Below are 15,409 nucleotides of genomic sequence, written 5' to 3'. Positions count from 1 at the left end.
TCAATTTTATTACCTTCGACATCAGACCCAAATAACCTAACATTATATACGCAATATTAGACATAGAAACCACTGGTGGAAAGTTCAATGAAGAAGGAATTACAGAGATTGCTATCTATCAATTTGATGGTCATAAAATAACAGATCAATTTATTTCATTAGTAAATCCTCAACGCGAAATTCAGCCCTTTGTGGTTAATCTTACTGGCATCAATTCTAACATGCTTAGAAATGCACCTAAGTTTTATGAAGTAGCAAAACGTATAGTTGAAATCACTGAAGATTGTATACTAGTTGCTCATAATTCTTCCTTTGATTATAGAATTTTAAAAACAGAATTTAAACGTCTCGGTTTTCCATACAAACGAAAAACCCTTTGTACAGTTGAGTTATCTAAACAGTTGATACCTGATATGGAATCTTACAGTTTAGGTAAATTAACCAGAGCTCTTGGCATACCGATGAGTGATAGACATAGAGCGAGTGGAGATGCTTTAGCCACTGTAAAGTTATTTAAAATGTTACTAGACAAAGATCTTGATAAAAACATTTTAAAAGATGCCGTTAAAATTGAGCAGAAATCTAAAATAGCACCAAAGCTCACGACTATTATAGATGAACTACCTGCAGATACAGGTGTCTACTATATTCATAACAGTGAGGGCGAAATTATTTATATAGGAAAAAGTAAAAATATTAGAAAGCGTATAATTCAGCATTTTACAGGTACGAATTCTAAATCGAAAAAAATTCAAAAATTAGTGCATACAGTAACTTTTGAAAAAACCGGAAGTGAACTCGCTGCATTATTAAAAGAAAGTGCAGAAATTAAAAAGAACAAACCAATTTTTAATAGAGCTCTCCGTCGAAGTATTTTTACACATGCCCTTTATAGTTTTACAGATAGTAAAGGCTATATTAATCTGCACATAGATAAATCTGATAGAGAAGATCTACCTATCACAACCTTTAGTACTAGAGCAAGTGGAAAACACTTTTTATTTAAAGCTGTTGAAGATTTTAATCTATGCCAAAAACTTACCGGATTATACAATACCAAAACCAGTTGTTTTAAATACGAAGTAAAAGAATGTGAAGGTGCATGCATCAATGAAGAACCACCTATGGAGTATAACAAACGTATAGAACAACTAAAGGAAAAATACAGTTACGACAATAAGAATATGCTAATTGTAGATAAAGGCAGAGAAATCAGTGAAAAAGTGGTGTTTTTAATTGAAAATGGGATATTTAGAGGTATGGGATACTTTGATCTCAACCTACAGATTAATAATAGAAAAATTTTGAAATCTGTGATTACACCAATGACAAATGATAGAGACTCTCAGCATATTATTCAAAGTTTTATAAGACGAAATAAACGTTTAAAAATTATAGATTTAAATAATAGTTAATGAAATACAGCATCTTAATTGTAGTATTAGTTACTACACTTTTTAGTTTCTCTCAAACCTACAACACTGAAATGTCAGTGAGCAAAAGTGAATTAGAACACACATCTTACGAGAAAGATTCTACCGCAAATGCCCTAGTAATTTATGATTATGGTAATAGTTTTGTAAATAAAAAAACATTCTGGCTTAACGTTGAAGTAAAACAGAAAATTAAAATTTTACGTCCAGAAGGTATAGATCGTGGTGAATTTGAAATAAAACTCTACAAAAATAAAAGTACTGAAGAAAAAATTGATGATATTAAAGGGATCACTTACAATTTAAAAAACGGTAAAATAGTTAAATCTCAACTTACCGAGAAGGCCATTTTTAGAGAAGAAAACGAACATTATACTTTAGTGAAATTTGTATTACCAAATGTAAAAGTAGGTAGCGTGATAACGGTTAGCTATGAAAAGCGATCACGTTTTATGTATAAATTTCATCCTTGGTATTTTCAAGGTCAAGATCCAGTATTATATAGTGAGTATAATGCTAGTATTCCTGGAAATTACATCTATCACATAAAATTAGTAGGAAGTATTCCTTTTGATACATTTGAAAATGATTTAGTGAAAAATTGCTTGGAAACAGGTGGTGGTGCAAGTGCGGATTGTGGTGTTTCAAAATATGTAATGAAAAATATTCCAGCGTACAAATCTGAGGATTATACAACGACATCATTAAATTATACCTCACGAGTGGAATATGAATTAAGTGTCTTTAATGGTTTTGATGGTAGAGTTGATAAAATTACTAAAACATGGAAGGATGCAGATCACGAATTAAAAGCAGATGCTGACTTTGGTAAACAACTCAGTAAAAAAAGCATAGCAAAAGATGTACTACCAGAATCGATTACTTCAATTGAAGATCAACTAGAAAAAACAAAAGCGATACATCAATTTGTGGTTAATAACTATACATGGAATGGAAAATCTGAGCGTTATGACGTTTCAGTTAAAAACCTATTAAAAGAAAAAGCAGGCAGTGTTTTTGAAATTAATTTGTTGCTAGAAAATCTTTTGGCCAATGAAGGCATAACCGTTTTTCCTGTTTTAATGTCTACTAGAGGAAATGGTTTCGCTACAAAAATTTATCCAGTGCTTTCTGATTTTAACCATGTTATAATTAAAGCTATTATTGATGATAAAAGTTACTATTTAGATGCTACCGATAAATACCATGCTTTTGGAGAACTACCTTTTAGAACCCTCAACCAATATGGAAGACTTATAGATTTTGATGAGGGAAGTTATTGGGAAGATATTGTAGTAAAAGATTTTTCATCACGAACTCATAGAATCGAATTATCATCGTTCACAGATGATGAATTTCAAGGTACTTTACAAAGTAGATATAGTGGTTACCACTCTCATTTACCAAAAAGACAGTATGACGAAAGCAACTTGAGTTATTTTGAAAACAAGATTAATAATTATGATGAAATAATTATAGAGGATCATAAAATTATTGATTTTGACAAGTCTAAACCAAACTTCACTGAGAAATTAGAAATCGCTATTGAACCAGAATTTATAGGAAACAAAATTTATCTTAACCCTTTTTTAATAAAGTTTTTTGATGAAAATCCTTTTAAACTTCAAGAGCGTACCTATCCTATTGATTTTGGGTACAAGGACATCTATAATTATTCTATGCAGATTAATCTTGACGAAAACTTAAAGGTTTTAGAATTTCCAGAAATGGTAAATTATTCCTTGCCAAATCAAGCAGGAAACGTCATATATAATTCTGAATTAAAAGATAATTCGCTCATTATATTTTTCAAGGTTAAATTTAACTTACCTATTTATTCGCCTGAATATTATCCGTATTTAAAGTTATTTATGGATAAGGTTGTAGAACTTCAAAATAATTCGGTCATTGTCTTAGAAAAGCAATAGTTTTACTTTTTGTACTTTTAAACTATGGAAGTGAGCAATAAACATAATTGGAAATCTAAACTGCATGAAGTAATTTATGAAGCAGATACGCCTTCTGGTAAGTTATTTGATGTGCTGCTTCTGATATTCATTTTAGTAAGTATTGTTTTGGTAATGCTAGAAAGTGTGAGTAGTATTGATGATAAATACCACGACATACTCTACATATGCGAATGGATTGTTACTATTTTGTTTTCCATAGAATATATATTACGAGTTATTACTGTAAAAAAGCCATTTAAATATATATTCAGTTTTTTTGGTGTTATTGATTTTCTTTCTACTATACCAATGTATTTAACCTTTCTATTTGGTGGTGCACAAGCGCTAGTAACGTTACGTGCCCTGCGTTTGCTCAGGGTTTTTAGAATCCTAAAATTAGCAAGATATTTAGGCGCTTCTAAACAATTAAAAGATTCTATCATAGCCAGCCGAGTAAAAATTCTTGTTTTTCTATTTGCTGTTATGGTTTCATCCGTAGTATTTGGTACTATAATGTATTTGGTAGAAGGCGAGGCTAATGGTTTTACAAATATCCCGAAAAGTGTGTATTGGTGTATTGTTACACTAACAACTGTAGGTTTTGGTGATATCGCTCCACAAACACCTTTAGGTCAATTTATTACTACCATAATTATGATTTTAGGATATGGAATTATAGCCGTACCAACAGGTATTGTTTCTGCTGAGTATGCTAAAAGTAGTTTAAAGGAAGATAATGATAAAGCTACACCTGTAAATAATGAACCTCTAGTACATTTAAACTCGCAATGTTGCATTAATTGTTTATCTCAAAAACATCAAGATGATGCAGAATATTGTCATAAATGCGGTTGTAAATTAAATCATGACTAAACTTTTAATTTCAATAGTTGGCCCAACAGCAATAGGTAAAACGGCCTTAAGTATAAAATTAGCGAATCATTTTAATACAGAAATAATATCGGCAGACTCTCGCCAGTTTTTTAAAGAAATGGCCATAGGAACTGCTGTTCCTTTTGATGATGAATTAGACGCTGCTCAGCACCATTTTATTCAAAACAAATCTATTCTAGACAATTATAATGTAGGCGATTTTGAACGTGATGCTATTGCTAAACTAAAAGAGCTTCATCAAAAACACAAAACTGTTATTATGGTTGGAGGATCTGGATTGTATGTGAAAGCCGTTACAAAAGGCTTAGATTATTTTCCTGAGGTTGATGCCAGTATTAGAGAGAATCTTAATCTTCAACTTGAAGAAAAAGGGCTACCACATTTACAAGACCAATTAAAAACGTTAGATACGGAAGCCTATAATACAATCGCAATTGACAACCCAAAACGTGTAATTAGAGCACTAGAAATTTGTTTAGGTACTGACAAACCTTACTCTTCATTTCTTACTAACCCTGAAAAAAATAGAGCATTTAAAACTATAAGCATAGGACTTAACGCAGAACGTAATATAATTTACGATAGAATAAATCAACGTGTTGACTTAATGATTAAAAATGGGTTATTAGATGAAGTAAAATCTTTATTACCACATAAAGAGCTCAATGCATTAAATACAGTCGGCTATAAAGAGTTATTTAACTATTTTGAAGGGGATTGGACTTTAGATTTAGCCGTATCAGAAATTAAAAAGAATACTAGACGTTTCGCTAAACGTCAACTCACTTGGTTCAGAAAAGATGAGAATACAAAATGGTTTGATTATAAGACTAACGTCAGCGAGATTATTGATTATATAGTCGCTAATAGCTAATAGTCAATTCTAACTGCTGCTCAAATTATGATTTAATATACTTTTCTTTACTAAGTCGTTGTCCCAAAATTGTAAAGCAAATAATCCCTAAACCGTCTGCTATTAAATCTGATATATCTAAAGTCCTATTAGGAAAAAACGTTTGGCTAAGTTCTTCTAATAGTACCAAAGCAGATACTATTACAGAACCCAATGGCAACTGCATCCAAAGTTTAATTTCTTTAAATTTCAACGTGATGTTTACCACCAAAGTTAAAATGCCAAAAAGAAAAAAGTGACCTATTTTATCTCCGAAGGGTATCCAATTTACGAGATCGAAAAACATATTTTTTCCTCCTGTATCTGCAGAATAGATTATCCAGCAAATAAATGCTAGAAATGTAATAGTGATTACCTTAAAGAGGTTATGCACTTATATTATAGTATTGTCGTATAAAAAAAGCCCAATTCAATGAACTGGACTTTATATCTTTTTAGCTTAAATTATTGGTTATTAATGACCAATCTAAATCCTTCACCATGTATGTTTAAAATTTCTACATTTGGATCTGGCTTTAAGTATTTACGTAATTTAGCAATATATACATCCATACTACGAGAAGTAAAATAATTATCGTCTCTCCAGATTTTTGTTAATGCTAATTCTCTCGGCATTAAATCATTTTCATGCAGTGCTAACAAACGTAGCAGCTCATTCTCTTTCGGAGATAATTTTGAAGGCTCCTCACCATCAAATTTTAAAAATCGCAATTTAGAATTAAGATCAAAACGCCCTATTTTAAATTCAAACTGTTTACTATCAGCAACTGTATCTGTTGCTTTTCGTTGCATTATTGCTTTTATTTTCATTAATAAAACTTCACTATCAAAAGGTTTATTAAGGTAATCATCTGCTCCTACTTTGTATCCTTTAAGGACATCTTCTTTCATAGCTTTTGCTGTTAAGAAGATAATAGGCACATCTGTATTTTTTTCGCGTATTTCCTTTGCTAAGGTAAATCCATCCTTATAAGGCATCATAACATCTAGAATACATAGATCATAATCATCTTTTTTGAATTTTTCAAAACCTTCCATACCATTCTTTGCATGGATGACGTCATAATCATTCATCATTAAATAATCCTTTAATACGGTTCCGAAATTTGGATCGTCTTCAACTAAGAGTATTTTTTTATTTTGTTCTTCCATAATTCTATTTTTATGATATTAATGGCATCTTTATTATAAAAGTACTGCCTTTCCCTTTTTCACTTTCTACTGATATATGACCTTGATGATCATCTACTATTCTTTTCACATAAGCTAAACCAAGCCCATGTCCTTTTACATTATGTACATTACCTGTGTGCTCTCTGTAAAATTTCTCGAACACCCGTTTTGCAACAGCTTTAGACATTCCGTTACCTTGATCTACTATTCTTGCAATAATATTATGACCAGCATTTTCCGTGTAAACGTCTATTTTTGGTGCATCATCAGAGTATTTAATTGCGTTATCTAAAATGTTCACTAACACATTTGTAAAATGCGTTTCGTTTGCTAAAACTGATGTATGCTCTGCATTTAAATGCGTTTTAACATAGCCTTGTCTATCTTCTACTATAAGTTCTACATGAGTAACAGCATCTTCTATTAAGTCGTGTAACTCGTGTCTTTCCTTACTGATATTTAATTCATTCTTTTCTAACTTAGAAATACGTAATACATTCTCTACTTGAGCATGCATTCGTTTATTCTCTTCCTTAATCATTCCTAAATAACGCAATACCTTCTCTTGGTCATTTATTATTTTAGGGTTTTTTATTGAGTCTAATGCCAAATTAATTGTTGCAATTGGTGTTTTAAACTCGTGCGTCATATTATTAATAAAGTCGGTCTTAATTTGTGATATTTGACGTTGCTTTATTAATTGGTATATGGCACTTGTGTATGCAATGATAATTATACTTGTAAATACTATCGATAGTATTATCATCCATATAATTGAGGATAATAAATACTTTTTTCTATCTGGAAACTCTACCCAAAGCGTGTAACTACTTTCTTCATTGTTATCTAAAAAAATTGGTACACCTTTATAGGCGTTAGACATTTCAAAATTTTGAGTTTGAATTTTGGTAGCCAAATCTTCGTCATATATACCAAATTCAAAATCTAAATCTATCCCTTCATCTTTTAACTCTCTATTTAAATACAACTCTACCTGATCTGTTGTAATACGTTTATAAATAGGAATCGTTTTCAACAAAGGCTTAAAAACATCCTCGTACATTTGTCTTACAACGATTGGCATAGAAGTAATTTCTCTAAGCCTTTGTATGGGCTCAACAGACTTTTTACCGTCTAGTCTTGCATTACTATAAACTTCTGTAACACGCTCGCTAGTGAGTTTACTAATATTTAAACTATCTGCATCAATTTCAAAGAACAATGAAGGAGGTACTTTATAATGTTCCTCTAAAACGGTACTTCTATTAACAATCGTAAGATCGTTAATGTCATCTTCTGTTGTTATAAAAAGCTTTCTAATTTTTACAGAATCTACTTTATTATCCTTATTTAAATATGGCTGCAGTTTAGAATATGCGTCTCTAAACTCCATTTCTTCAATAGACTTAGAAACAAGACTTAAGGATCGCTTTACACTCAAGGTAAAGTTCTTATTCTCGTTTTCTATACTATTATTAATAAAAAAAGACTGTACAAAAATTATACCGATGAGTGATAAACTCATTAAGACTATCAATAACACGAATAGCTTTTTGCTCATCAGCCAAATTTAACATTTTAACATATAGCACAAATTAGGTTTAACCTAACGTTAACAAAAGAAAGTGGATTATTTGTGCTTTATTTTTTGAAGAATTTCATTGTGAACTTTATCAGCTTGATTTTTAGCCACAAGTAAATCATTATTAACAATCACAAAATCAGATTTTTCTGCTTTTTCTTTATCAGATAATTGATTATTTATTATCGATTTTATTTTTTCTTTTGAAGTATTATCACGTTTCATAACACGCTTTATTCTTAGGTCTTCGTCAGCTATAACCGTAATAATATAATGATATTGACTTTGTAGATTATTTTCAAATATTATAGCAGCTTCTTTTATAACATAAGTTGAACTTTGTTTTTGAAGCCATCTTTTAAAATGCGATGCGACCTTTGGATGTACAATGGCATTCATTTTATCTAACAAGGCCTTATCGTTAAAAATCTTTGAAGCTAAATAGGGTCTGTTCAATTTATCATCCTTATAAGCTTCTTCTCCAAATAGTGCCACCAACTTCCGTTTAATAACCTTAGACCTGTTCATTAAAGCTTTTGCTTCATCATCAGCCAAGTAAATTGGGACTCCTAAAGATTTAAAATAATTTAGTATTGTGGTTTTACCACTTCCAATACCACCTGTTAGACCTACTACTACCATTATAATTTAATATAATCTATTCGTTTTTGTTTAATATTAACGCGCTTAACACTCAAAGGCTTCTTTACCACTTTTGGTAATAAATAATTCTGATTATTGTCTATTTCAGCAAAATCACACTCCACACTAAAGTCTTCCGTTTTAATGTTGTTATAATCTTCTAAATCCACATAATATGATACACTTACAGTCTTAGGGAAATAGTTTATAGTAATATCATTTGGCTGATTAGTTACTGTAATAGGCACCTCCTTTGTTCCTTCTGTAAATCTAGCGACTTCTCCTGTTACTAAAAGCGCTTTAGGATAGATTTCAACATTTCTTAATTGATCTATATTGAGTTTTATAGTTGTATTTATTTTGCTGTTCACATTATCCAATACCAACTTATCAGTAAATATGGCTGTTATAGAATCGACTTCAGTTGATGAGCCTACAACTTTTATACTATCTTGGCTAAACAAAAAATCTCCTTTCAAATCGTAACCAACAGCATAATTAATATTTTCTATTAATTTTATGGGTACCATTTTAGATGCCCTTTTAGAAAACGGAATTCGCAAAGTGTCTGGAATAACTGATAACAAGTTATATGAATTACCTAACTGCCCTTCAATTAAAAACTTATGTTTTTGTACATCAAAAATATATTGATTTCCTTTTAATACAACATTGTTATTAGAGTTGACAATAAGCTCTTTCGACTCATTGAAAATTAAAGGTATTAAAGAAAACCCTTTCGCTTCTACATAAGCATCAACATAATTTGAAGAATCATTTTCTATAATAATCTCATCTTCTACGTTGATTAGTTTAACTTTTAATTTTATGGTTTGCTTGTAGTCATTAGATAATTTAGAAAAAAGCAGTAACACAAAGGCTGCGATAAAAAATAAACCAAATCGTTTATAGTTTCGTTTTTTTAATTTATCAAATATGCTTGAACTATTTTGTTTCATATCAAAAAAACAATTTAGGAAAAGTTTTCTCCGGATTTCTTTTTAAAACTACTAAATAAAAAGTTGATTTTAAAAACCCAAACCCGTAACCTAAAAACTGAATAACAATGGCTATTATGGCCTGAAAAGCGATAATTAAACTTTTATTTGAAATTAAAGCCAATATAAATGCAATTATAAAGTAAAGAACATAGCAATATATTGGAAAATAAATACCAAAAATCATAAAAAATAAAGCACCTAACAAACCCAAACTAAATAAAGTAGGAAACCAATAAACTAAACTTTTAGATTTTGGATGCCATTGATTTAGTATTGGCCTTACCATACCAAATTTATTAACTTGCTTGTGGAATTTTGACCATGAAATACGACGCTTATGATAAACAAAAGCATCTTTAATTAAGGTGGTCTTAAAACCTAATTTGTGTAACCTAAGTGACAAATCTGGGTCTTCACCAGGATGAATTTTACCAAATCCACCAGATGCTAAAAATGCTTTTTTAGACAAGCCCATATTAAAACTTCTTGGCTGAAAATCTTCAACCTTATGTTCGCCACCTCTTATACCACCAGTTGTAATAAAAGAAGTCATAGCAAAATTTATAGCTTTCTGTAAATTTGAAAAAGAACTATGTGCAGCGTCAGGACCACCAAAACAATCATAATAATTAGCCTCTAAAAAAGTAACTACTTCATTTAAATAATTTGAAGGCATTATAACATCAGAATCTAGAATAATATAATAATTACCTTTAGCCTTATGCATACCAAAATTCCTAGAATCTCCTGGTCCAGAATTGGCCTTAATATAATATGAAATATCTAAGTTGCTTTCAAATTGTTCTATAATAAGCTCAGAAGACTCAGTTGAACCGTCCTCAATAATCACAATTTCAAACGGAACGGTATCTTCAAATTTGAGAAAACTCTCTAAGAGTTCTTTAATTTCGTCTGGTCTATTATAAACCGGAATGATAAAAGAAAATTCAATTGCATTCATAAGATGCAAAGGTAAATAAACCAAATACAACTAATTATAGTTAGTTAAGCTAAAAAGAAAATAAAAGCACTACTAAATTATAAAACAAAAAAAAGCCGCTATAAATAGCGGCTTTTTAAATTATAACTTAATTAAGTTTATTGCTTAATCACTTTTATAGTTTGTGTGTTATTTGCAATAGTAACTTTTACAAAATATGCTCCACTTTGTAATTGAGACATATCTAATTCACTATCAATTGAATTAGGTGTAACTCTTAATACTTCTTGACCAAGTACATTAAACATACTAACGTTCTCAATGTTATTTTGAGCATTTAATGTTAATGTGTTTTCTACTGGGTTAGGATAGTATGTAAAAGCAGATTCGCTTTCAATATCATCAGTTCCTAATACTTGATTAGTTACAATATCTAAACAGAAGCTTCCCTCTGCTCCACTATATCCTGAAACTTGAACATAATAAGTCTCTCCAACAGTTACAGCTAAATCTGAAATTATTGAATTCCAAGCAAATCCATTAGATAAATTAGTTGTACCACTATCTTGATCACAGTCTAATTGTACCAATGCACCAGAAACTCCAGAATATACTGCTATTTCAGAATCAACTAATGTTCCACCTGTAAAATCTGTAGAAATGTCTACAGTTGCCACACTAGCTGGTACAGTAAATGTAAACCAAACATCGTTCGATCCACCATTAAAACAAGAGCCATCTCCTTCTAATGAATCTGTTGAAGCAGCATTTGTTCCGTTTGAATTAGTACCATCACAATATCCTTCATCTACAGTAACTGCAATAGCTGCTGAAATTTCATCATTAACTGGAGGACAAGCAAATTCAAATAAACCTACAGTAGAACTACAAGCCACATCAGTTGCTGTATATTCTATAGTTATAGAATCTCCACTATTATAAGGACCTGCTGTTACAGTTCCTACAACTACTGGATATGTATTTGTTCCATCATCAAAAACTCCACCTGCATCACCAGCATCTGATACTACAATATCAACAACAAATGTACCTGTTCCGTCACCATTACAAGTTTCTACTATTGCAGAACTATCAATAGTTGCAGCCGCACATAAAACTTCAGTAATATCAAGTGTATACGTTGTACTTTGAGGAGTTGCCCAAGTAGAAATTACAATATAGTAAGTAGTTCCATTAGTTACATCTAGATCTAAATCATAATCATTAGTACTAGAGCCATTCCCAAATCCTGCTACACATTCTGTACCAATATTTGCACAGTCAGTATAAACAAAAAGTCCAGAGTATGTACTTCCTATTGCTGACATAGCAATATTAATTGTGCCATCTGCAGTTGCTGTATAAGCATAAACTACATCATCACCATTAAGATAACTGGAAGTTGTACCACAACCAGTTGCTCCTGCAGATCCAGTGTAATCATCTCCATAATTGGCAGTGTCATCTGATGTATTATAAGGAAGAGCAGTTACATCTATAGCAACCTCACAAGTTGCACCACTTAATGGTTGCGTCCACGATGTTGTTATATAAACACTATCTGAACCTGAAGCACAGTTAGCTTGTACATAAATATCATAAGATTCACCAGATACTAAACCAGTTAAACTTAATGTTGGTGTTGTATCCACTGTCCCTGTAGTTCCACCACTACCTTGAGTATATGGAGAAACGCCATATTCATAAGTCCATTCTGTTTCACTATCACCAGCTGTCCAGGCAATATCTGCAGTTTCCAAACCTGTAACAGTAGCTACTAAATTTGTAGGTTCTAAACAAGATGGAGGTGTTCTTACTTTAAATTCATCTATAAAGAAATCATAATCTTCAGCATCATCAACAGTACCATCAGTTGCCCAAATAGCAAATTGAGCCATTCCTGTGTACGCAGATAAATCAATAATTTCAATATCTCCAATTTCAGAAGGTATGTTAGATTGATTATATGTTTCTAAATTAATCCATGTAGCTCCAGAGTCAGTTGAGATTAAAACCTGAACTTCATCATCAGATCCCATTCCGTCCAATTCTGGCACATTAGAATTATTGTAATCTGTAACAGCTACTGAGTAGACTAATTCATAACCTCCTCCAGATAAATCAAATGTTGGAGAAAGTAACCAATCTTCTCTATTTGTTGTATACAAATTAATTTTCGCTGAATTATCATCACCACCTGCATTTAAAAAATCAGTATGATTCCATAAACCAGACTCTAATTCAGTAGGACCAGTTGTTGGATCACCAGAACCAGCTTCTATCCAACAGTTTGGTACGAACGTATCAAAACTTTCAGTATAATCTGGTGTAAACGTAGCACAAGTTGTTGTAAATGAGAATGGTCCAACCCATGAAGATGTTCCATTAGCACCACAATCCGCTTGAACGTAAAATTCGTAATCATTAGAGTCAGTTAAACCAGATAACATATATGGATTTGCAACGCCTGTTGCTGTTGCTGTTCCAGTAACAGAACCTCCAGCTGTAACATCTACTATTTCAATATTCCATGCTGTGGCAGAACCAGTTTCTACCCAACTCAAATCTGCTGAATCTGCAGAAATATTTGAAGCCGCTAAAGTTGAAGGGTCAAAACATGACGGTGCTTCATCAAATGATACATCATCAATTGCTATATCATTTTCATAGTTCGAACTTGTTTCAGTATCAACAATAAATCTAGCTTGAACGTTACCAGTTATAGTTAAAGACGATAAGTCAATGATAATCGCTTCCCAATCATCTAAATTTCCATCAGCATCTGTGTAAACTTGATTCCAAGCTGCTCCATCCCAAACTTCAACAGTAAGCGTATTTGAATTGGTTCCAGCAGCAACAAAATGATATGCATAGAATGATAATGCAGGAGTTGTAAGACTTGAAATATCTACCATTGGAGATAATAAAGTCGCATCAGTAGATGTCGTTGCCGTTGAAGCATCAACAAAAGCAAAATAACCAGAACCCGAGGTATGATCAGCATAAGAATTTCCAAATGTAGGAGAAGTTGCAAAATCCCATTCTCTTGTAGTAGAAGAAGAACTTGTCCAACAAGATGGAATATCACCAGCATTTTCAAAATCTTGAGAGTAAGGTGCTACTACTGCATCACAAGGAGTAGAAAAAGCAACTGGTCCTATCCATGCAGATGTTCCACCAGCACCACAGTCTGACCTTAAATATACTTCGTAATCATTGCTAGCATCAAGCCCCATTAAAGTATAAGGGTTTGTAGTAATACCTGATGTCGTTGGTGTCCCTGTTACAGAAGCTGCAGCAGTAACATCAACCAATTCAATATCCCATAATGTCTCAGAATCTCCCATAGTCCATGCTAAATCTACTGAGTTTACTGTTTCACCTGAAGCCATAAAAGCCGAAGGCTCTATACATGCTGGAGTCTCTCTTACTTGAAATTTACTTACGTGGAAATAAACATCTTCTGTATCATTTACGTCACCTTCATCACCTAAAAAGGCAAATTGTACCGTTCCTGTGATTGCAGATAAATCATACGTAATTTCTTCTCCTACATCAGTTGGCACATTTCCTTGTGTCCAAGATTGCATTGAAGTCCAAGTTGCACCTCCATCTGTAGTCATTAATAATTCAACGTTATCATCAGAACCTAAATCTGCATCAGAACCGCTAGTTCCGGCTTCAGTTAAAGCAACATATATATTAAGTTCACTAGGCGCAGCAGCAGATAAATCAAAAACTGGAGATATTATCCAATCGCTTCTTACATCCGACCAAATATTAATAGCATTACTTGGTGTTCCGTTATGATTCGATGCATACCATAAACCAGAACCTAAATCCATAGGTCCGCTTGCAGCATCACCACTATTTGCTTCTTCCCAACAGTCTGGTGTATTTGAAGACATATCGGCCAAATAATCAGGAGCAATTGATGCACATATTGTTGAAAATGCAAATGGACCAGCCCATTCTGATACGCCATCTGTCATACCACAATCTGCTTGTACATAAAATTCATAATCACTATTCTCTGTTAAGCTCATAGCTGAATACGGATTAGCAACGCCACTCGCAGTCGCTGTTCCTGTAGCCGCAGTTCCGGCATCTACTATTTCTATGTTCCATACTGATGCAGTGCCAGCTTCTGTCCAAGCTAATTCTGCTGAAGAATCAGTTATACCTGTTGCAGTTAAATCTGTTGGAATTAAACATGTAGGTGGAGGAGTTACAGCACTAGTCATAGTAAATGTCGTTGGTCCTTGAATCCAATCTGATAATACAATGTAATAAACGACTCCTGCTGTTAAAGCAGGTGTAGTTAATACTAGATCAGCAGAAGAGCCACCATTAGTAGCAGATTCAACACAACTTGGTGATGAATCAGGACAATTATCAATTACAAATACACCATAGTAAGTATTGGTAAGGTCAGATATTGTAATATCTAGAGTTTCACCTGTCTCAACAGCAGTGTACTGAAACCAATATTCAAGATCATTGTAGAAGGTACTACAAGGGTTAACTTCTGGAGCAGTATTAGAATCGGAGAAGCTTCCTGCTTGTCCAGTTGTATCACCTACTTGTGGTGTCCCTGGAGTTAATACTAATGCATTCGCGCAATCAGCCTGGGAAAAGCCAAACGTGATAAAGCAAAATGCAAAAATTGTTAGTAGTAAATTTTTTTTCATAAAAATGGATTAATAGTTAGTAATTCTCTAAAAATATGTTAAAACTTTAGAAGAAGAAGATGTTTAACTTTCAAATCGATGAAATGTATAAAAGGACGTTCAGCGACATCTTTCAATGTTGTTAATTACATTAGTGAACCTCTTAGCGGATATGTTTTTGAATTTACCGAAATTCAAAAACAAAAAAAAAC

Annotated in this window: 11 protein-coding genes; 4 read left to right on the top strand and 7 right to left on the bottom strand. The window is 32.3% G+C overall.

Translation table 11 applies throughout. From position 1 onward, the window contains the following. Positions 1-44 precede the first annotated feature (44 nt). From ACJBCC_RS15445 to miaA, 4 genes are read left to right on the top strand one after another with little or no spacing between them, the layout of a single operon-like run. Positions 45-1,415, top strand: a complete 1,371-nt coding sequence (locus ACJBCC_RS15445) for an exonuclease domain-containing protein (protein ID WP_299103248.1) — start codon at positions 45-47, stop codon at positions 1,413-1,415. Continuing rightward, the gene (locus tag ACJBCC_RS15440; protein WP_407557682.1) at positions 1,415-3,361 is read left to right on the top strand and encodes a DUF3857 domain-containing protein; all 1,947 of its coding nucleotides are present in this window, start codon (positions 1,415-1,417) and stop codon (positions 3,359-3,361) included. The genes ACJBCC_RS15445 and ACJBCC_RS15440 overlap by 1 nt, the downstream gene beginning before the upstream one ends. A 24-nt stretch (positions 3,362-3,385) precedes the next feature. After that, a complete protein-coding gene (locus tag ACJBCC_RS15435) occupies positions 3,386-4,255 on the top strand; it encodes an ion transporter (protein WP_407557681.1) in 870 nt (289 codons plus the stop codon). Next, complete coding sequence (gene miaA / locus ACJBCC_RS15430) at positions 4,248-5,150, top strand: tRNA (adenosine(37)-N6)-dimethylallyltransferase MiaA (protein WP_407557680.1); 903 nt, start codon at positions 4,248-4,250, stop codon at positions 5,148-5,150. Before ACJBCC_RS15435 ends, miaA begins: the two co-directional genes overlap by 8 nt. A gap of 25 nt (positions 5,151-5,175) precedes the next feature. Here miaA and ACJBCC_RS15425 read toward each other — a convergent pair whose 3' ends face one another. The 7 genes from ACJBCC_RS15425 to ACJBCC_RS15395 all read right to left on the bottom strand — a co-directional run bounded on the left by ACJBCC_RS15425 (position 5,176) and on the right by ACJBCC_RS15395 (position 15,218). Then, complete coding sequence (locus ACJBCC_RS15425) at positions 5,176-5,562, bottom strand: VanZ family protein (RefSeq protein ID WP_299103202.1); 387 nt, start codon at positions 5,560-5,562, stop codon at positions 5,176-5,178. A gap of 71 nt (positions 5,563-5,633) precedes the next feature. Then, the gene (locus tag ACJBCC_RS15420; protein ID WP_299103201.1) at positions 5,634-6,341 is read right to left on the bottom strand and encodes a response regulator transcription factor; all 708 of its coding nucleotides are present in this window, start codon (positions 6,339-6,341) and stop codon (positions 5,634-5,636) included. A gap of 10 nt (positions 6,342-6,351) precedes the next feature. Beyond that, positions 6,352-7,923 (bottom strand): sensor histidine kinase, encoded by a 1,572-nt coding sequence (locus tag ACJBCC_RS15415; RefSeq protein ID WP_407557679.1) that lies wholly within the window; start codon positions 7,921-7,923, stop codon positions 6,352-6,354. 69 nt (positions 7,924-7,992) lie between these two features. After that, positions 7,993-8,586, bottom strand: coding sequence for a dephospho-CoA kinase (gene coaE / locus ACJBCC_RS15410; RefSeq protein ID WP_407557678.1), 594 nt, complete (start codon positions 8,584-8,586; stop codon positions 7,993-7,995). Beyond that, the gene (locus ACJBCC_RS15405; RefSeq protein ID WP_407557677.1) at positions 8,586-9,545 is read right to left on the bottom strand and encodes a hypothetical protein; all 960 of its coding nucleotides are present in this window, start codon (positions 9,543-9,545) and stop codon (positions 8,586-8,588) included. Before ACJBCC_RS15405 ends, coaE begins: the two co-directional genes overlap by 1 nt. 1 nt (position 9,546) lies before the next feature. Further along, positions 9,547-10,548 (bottom strand): glycosyltransferase, encoded by a 1,002-nt coding sequence (locus tag ACJBCC_RS15400; protein ID WP_407557676.1) that lies wholly within the window; start codon positions 10,546-10,548, stop codon positions 9,547-9,549. Positions 10,549-10,685: 137 nt separating this feature from the next. Next, positions 10,686-15,218 carry a fibronectin type III domain-containing protein gene (locus ACJBCC_RS15395; protein WP_407557675.1) on the bottom strand — a complete coding sequence of 1,511 codons (4,533 nt, stop codon included), beginning with the start codon at positions 15,216-15,218 and terminating at the stop codon, positions 10,686-10,688. Positions 15,219-15,409: the final 191 nt, after the last annotated feature.

Source organism: Winogradskyella sp. 4-2091 (genome assembly GCF_045765065.1).
In the GTDB taxonomy this organism is placed as follows: domain Bacteria; phylum Bacteroidota; class Bacteroidia; order Flavobacteriales; family Flavobacteriaceae; genus Winogradskyella.
The sequence above is the reverse complement of the archived record's forward strand: the minus strand, read 5'-3'. Positions and strand labels throughout refer to the sequence as shown.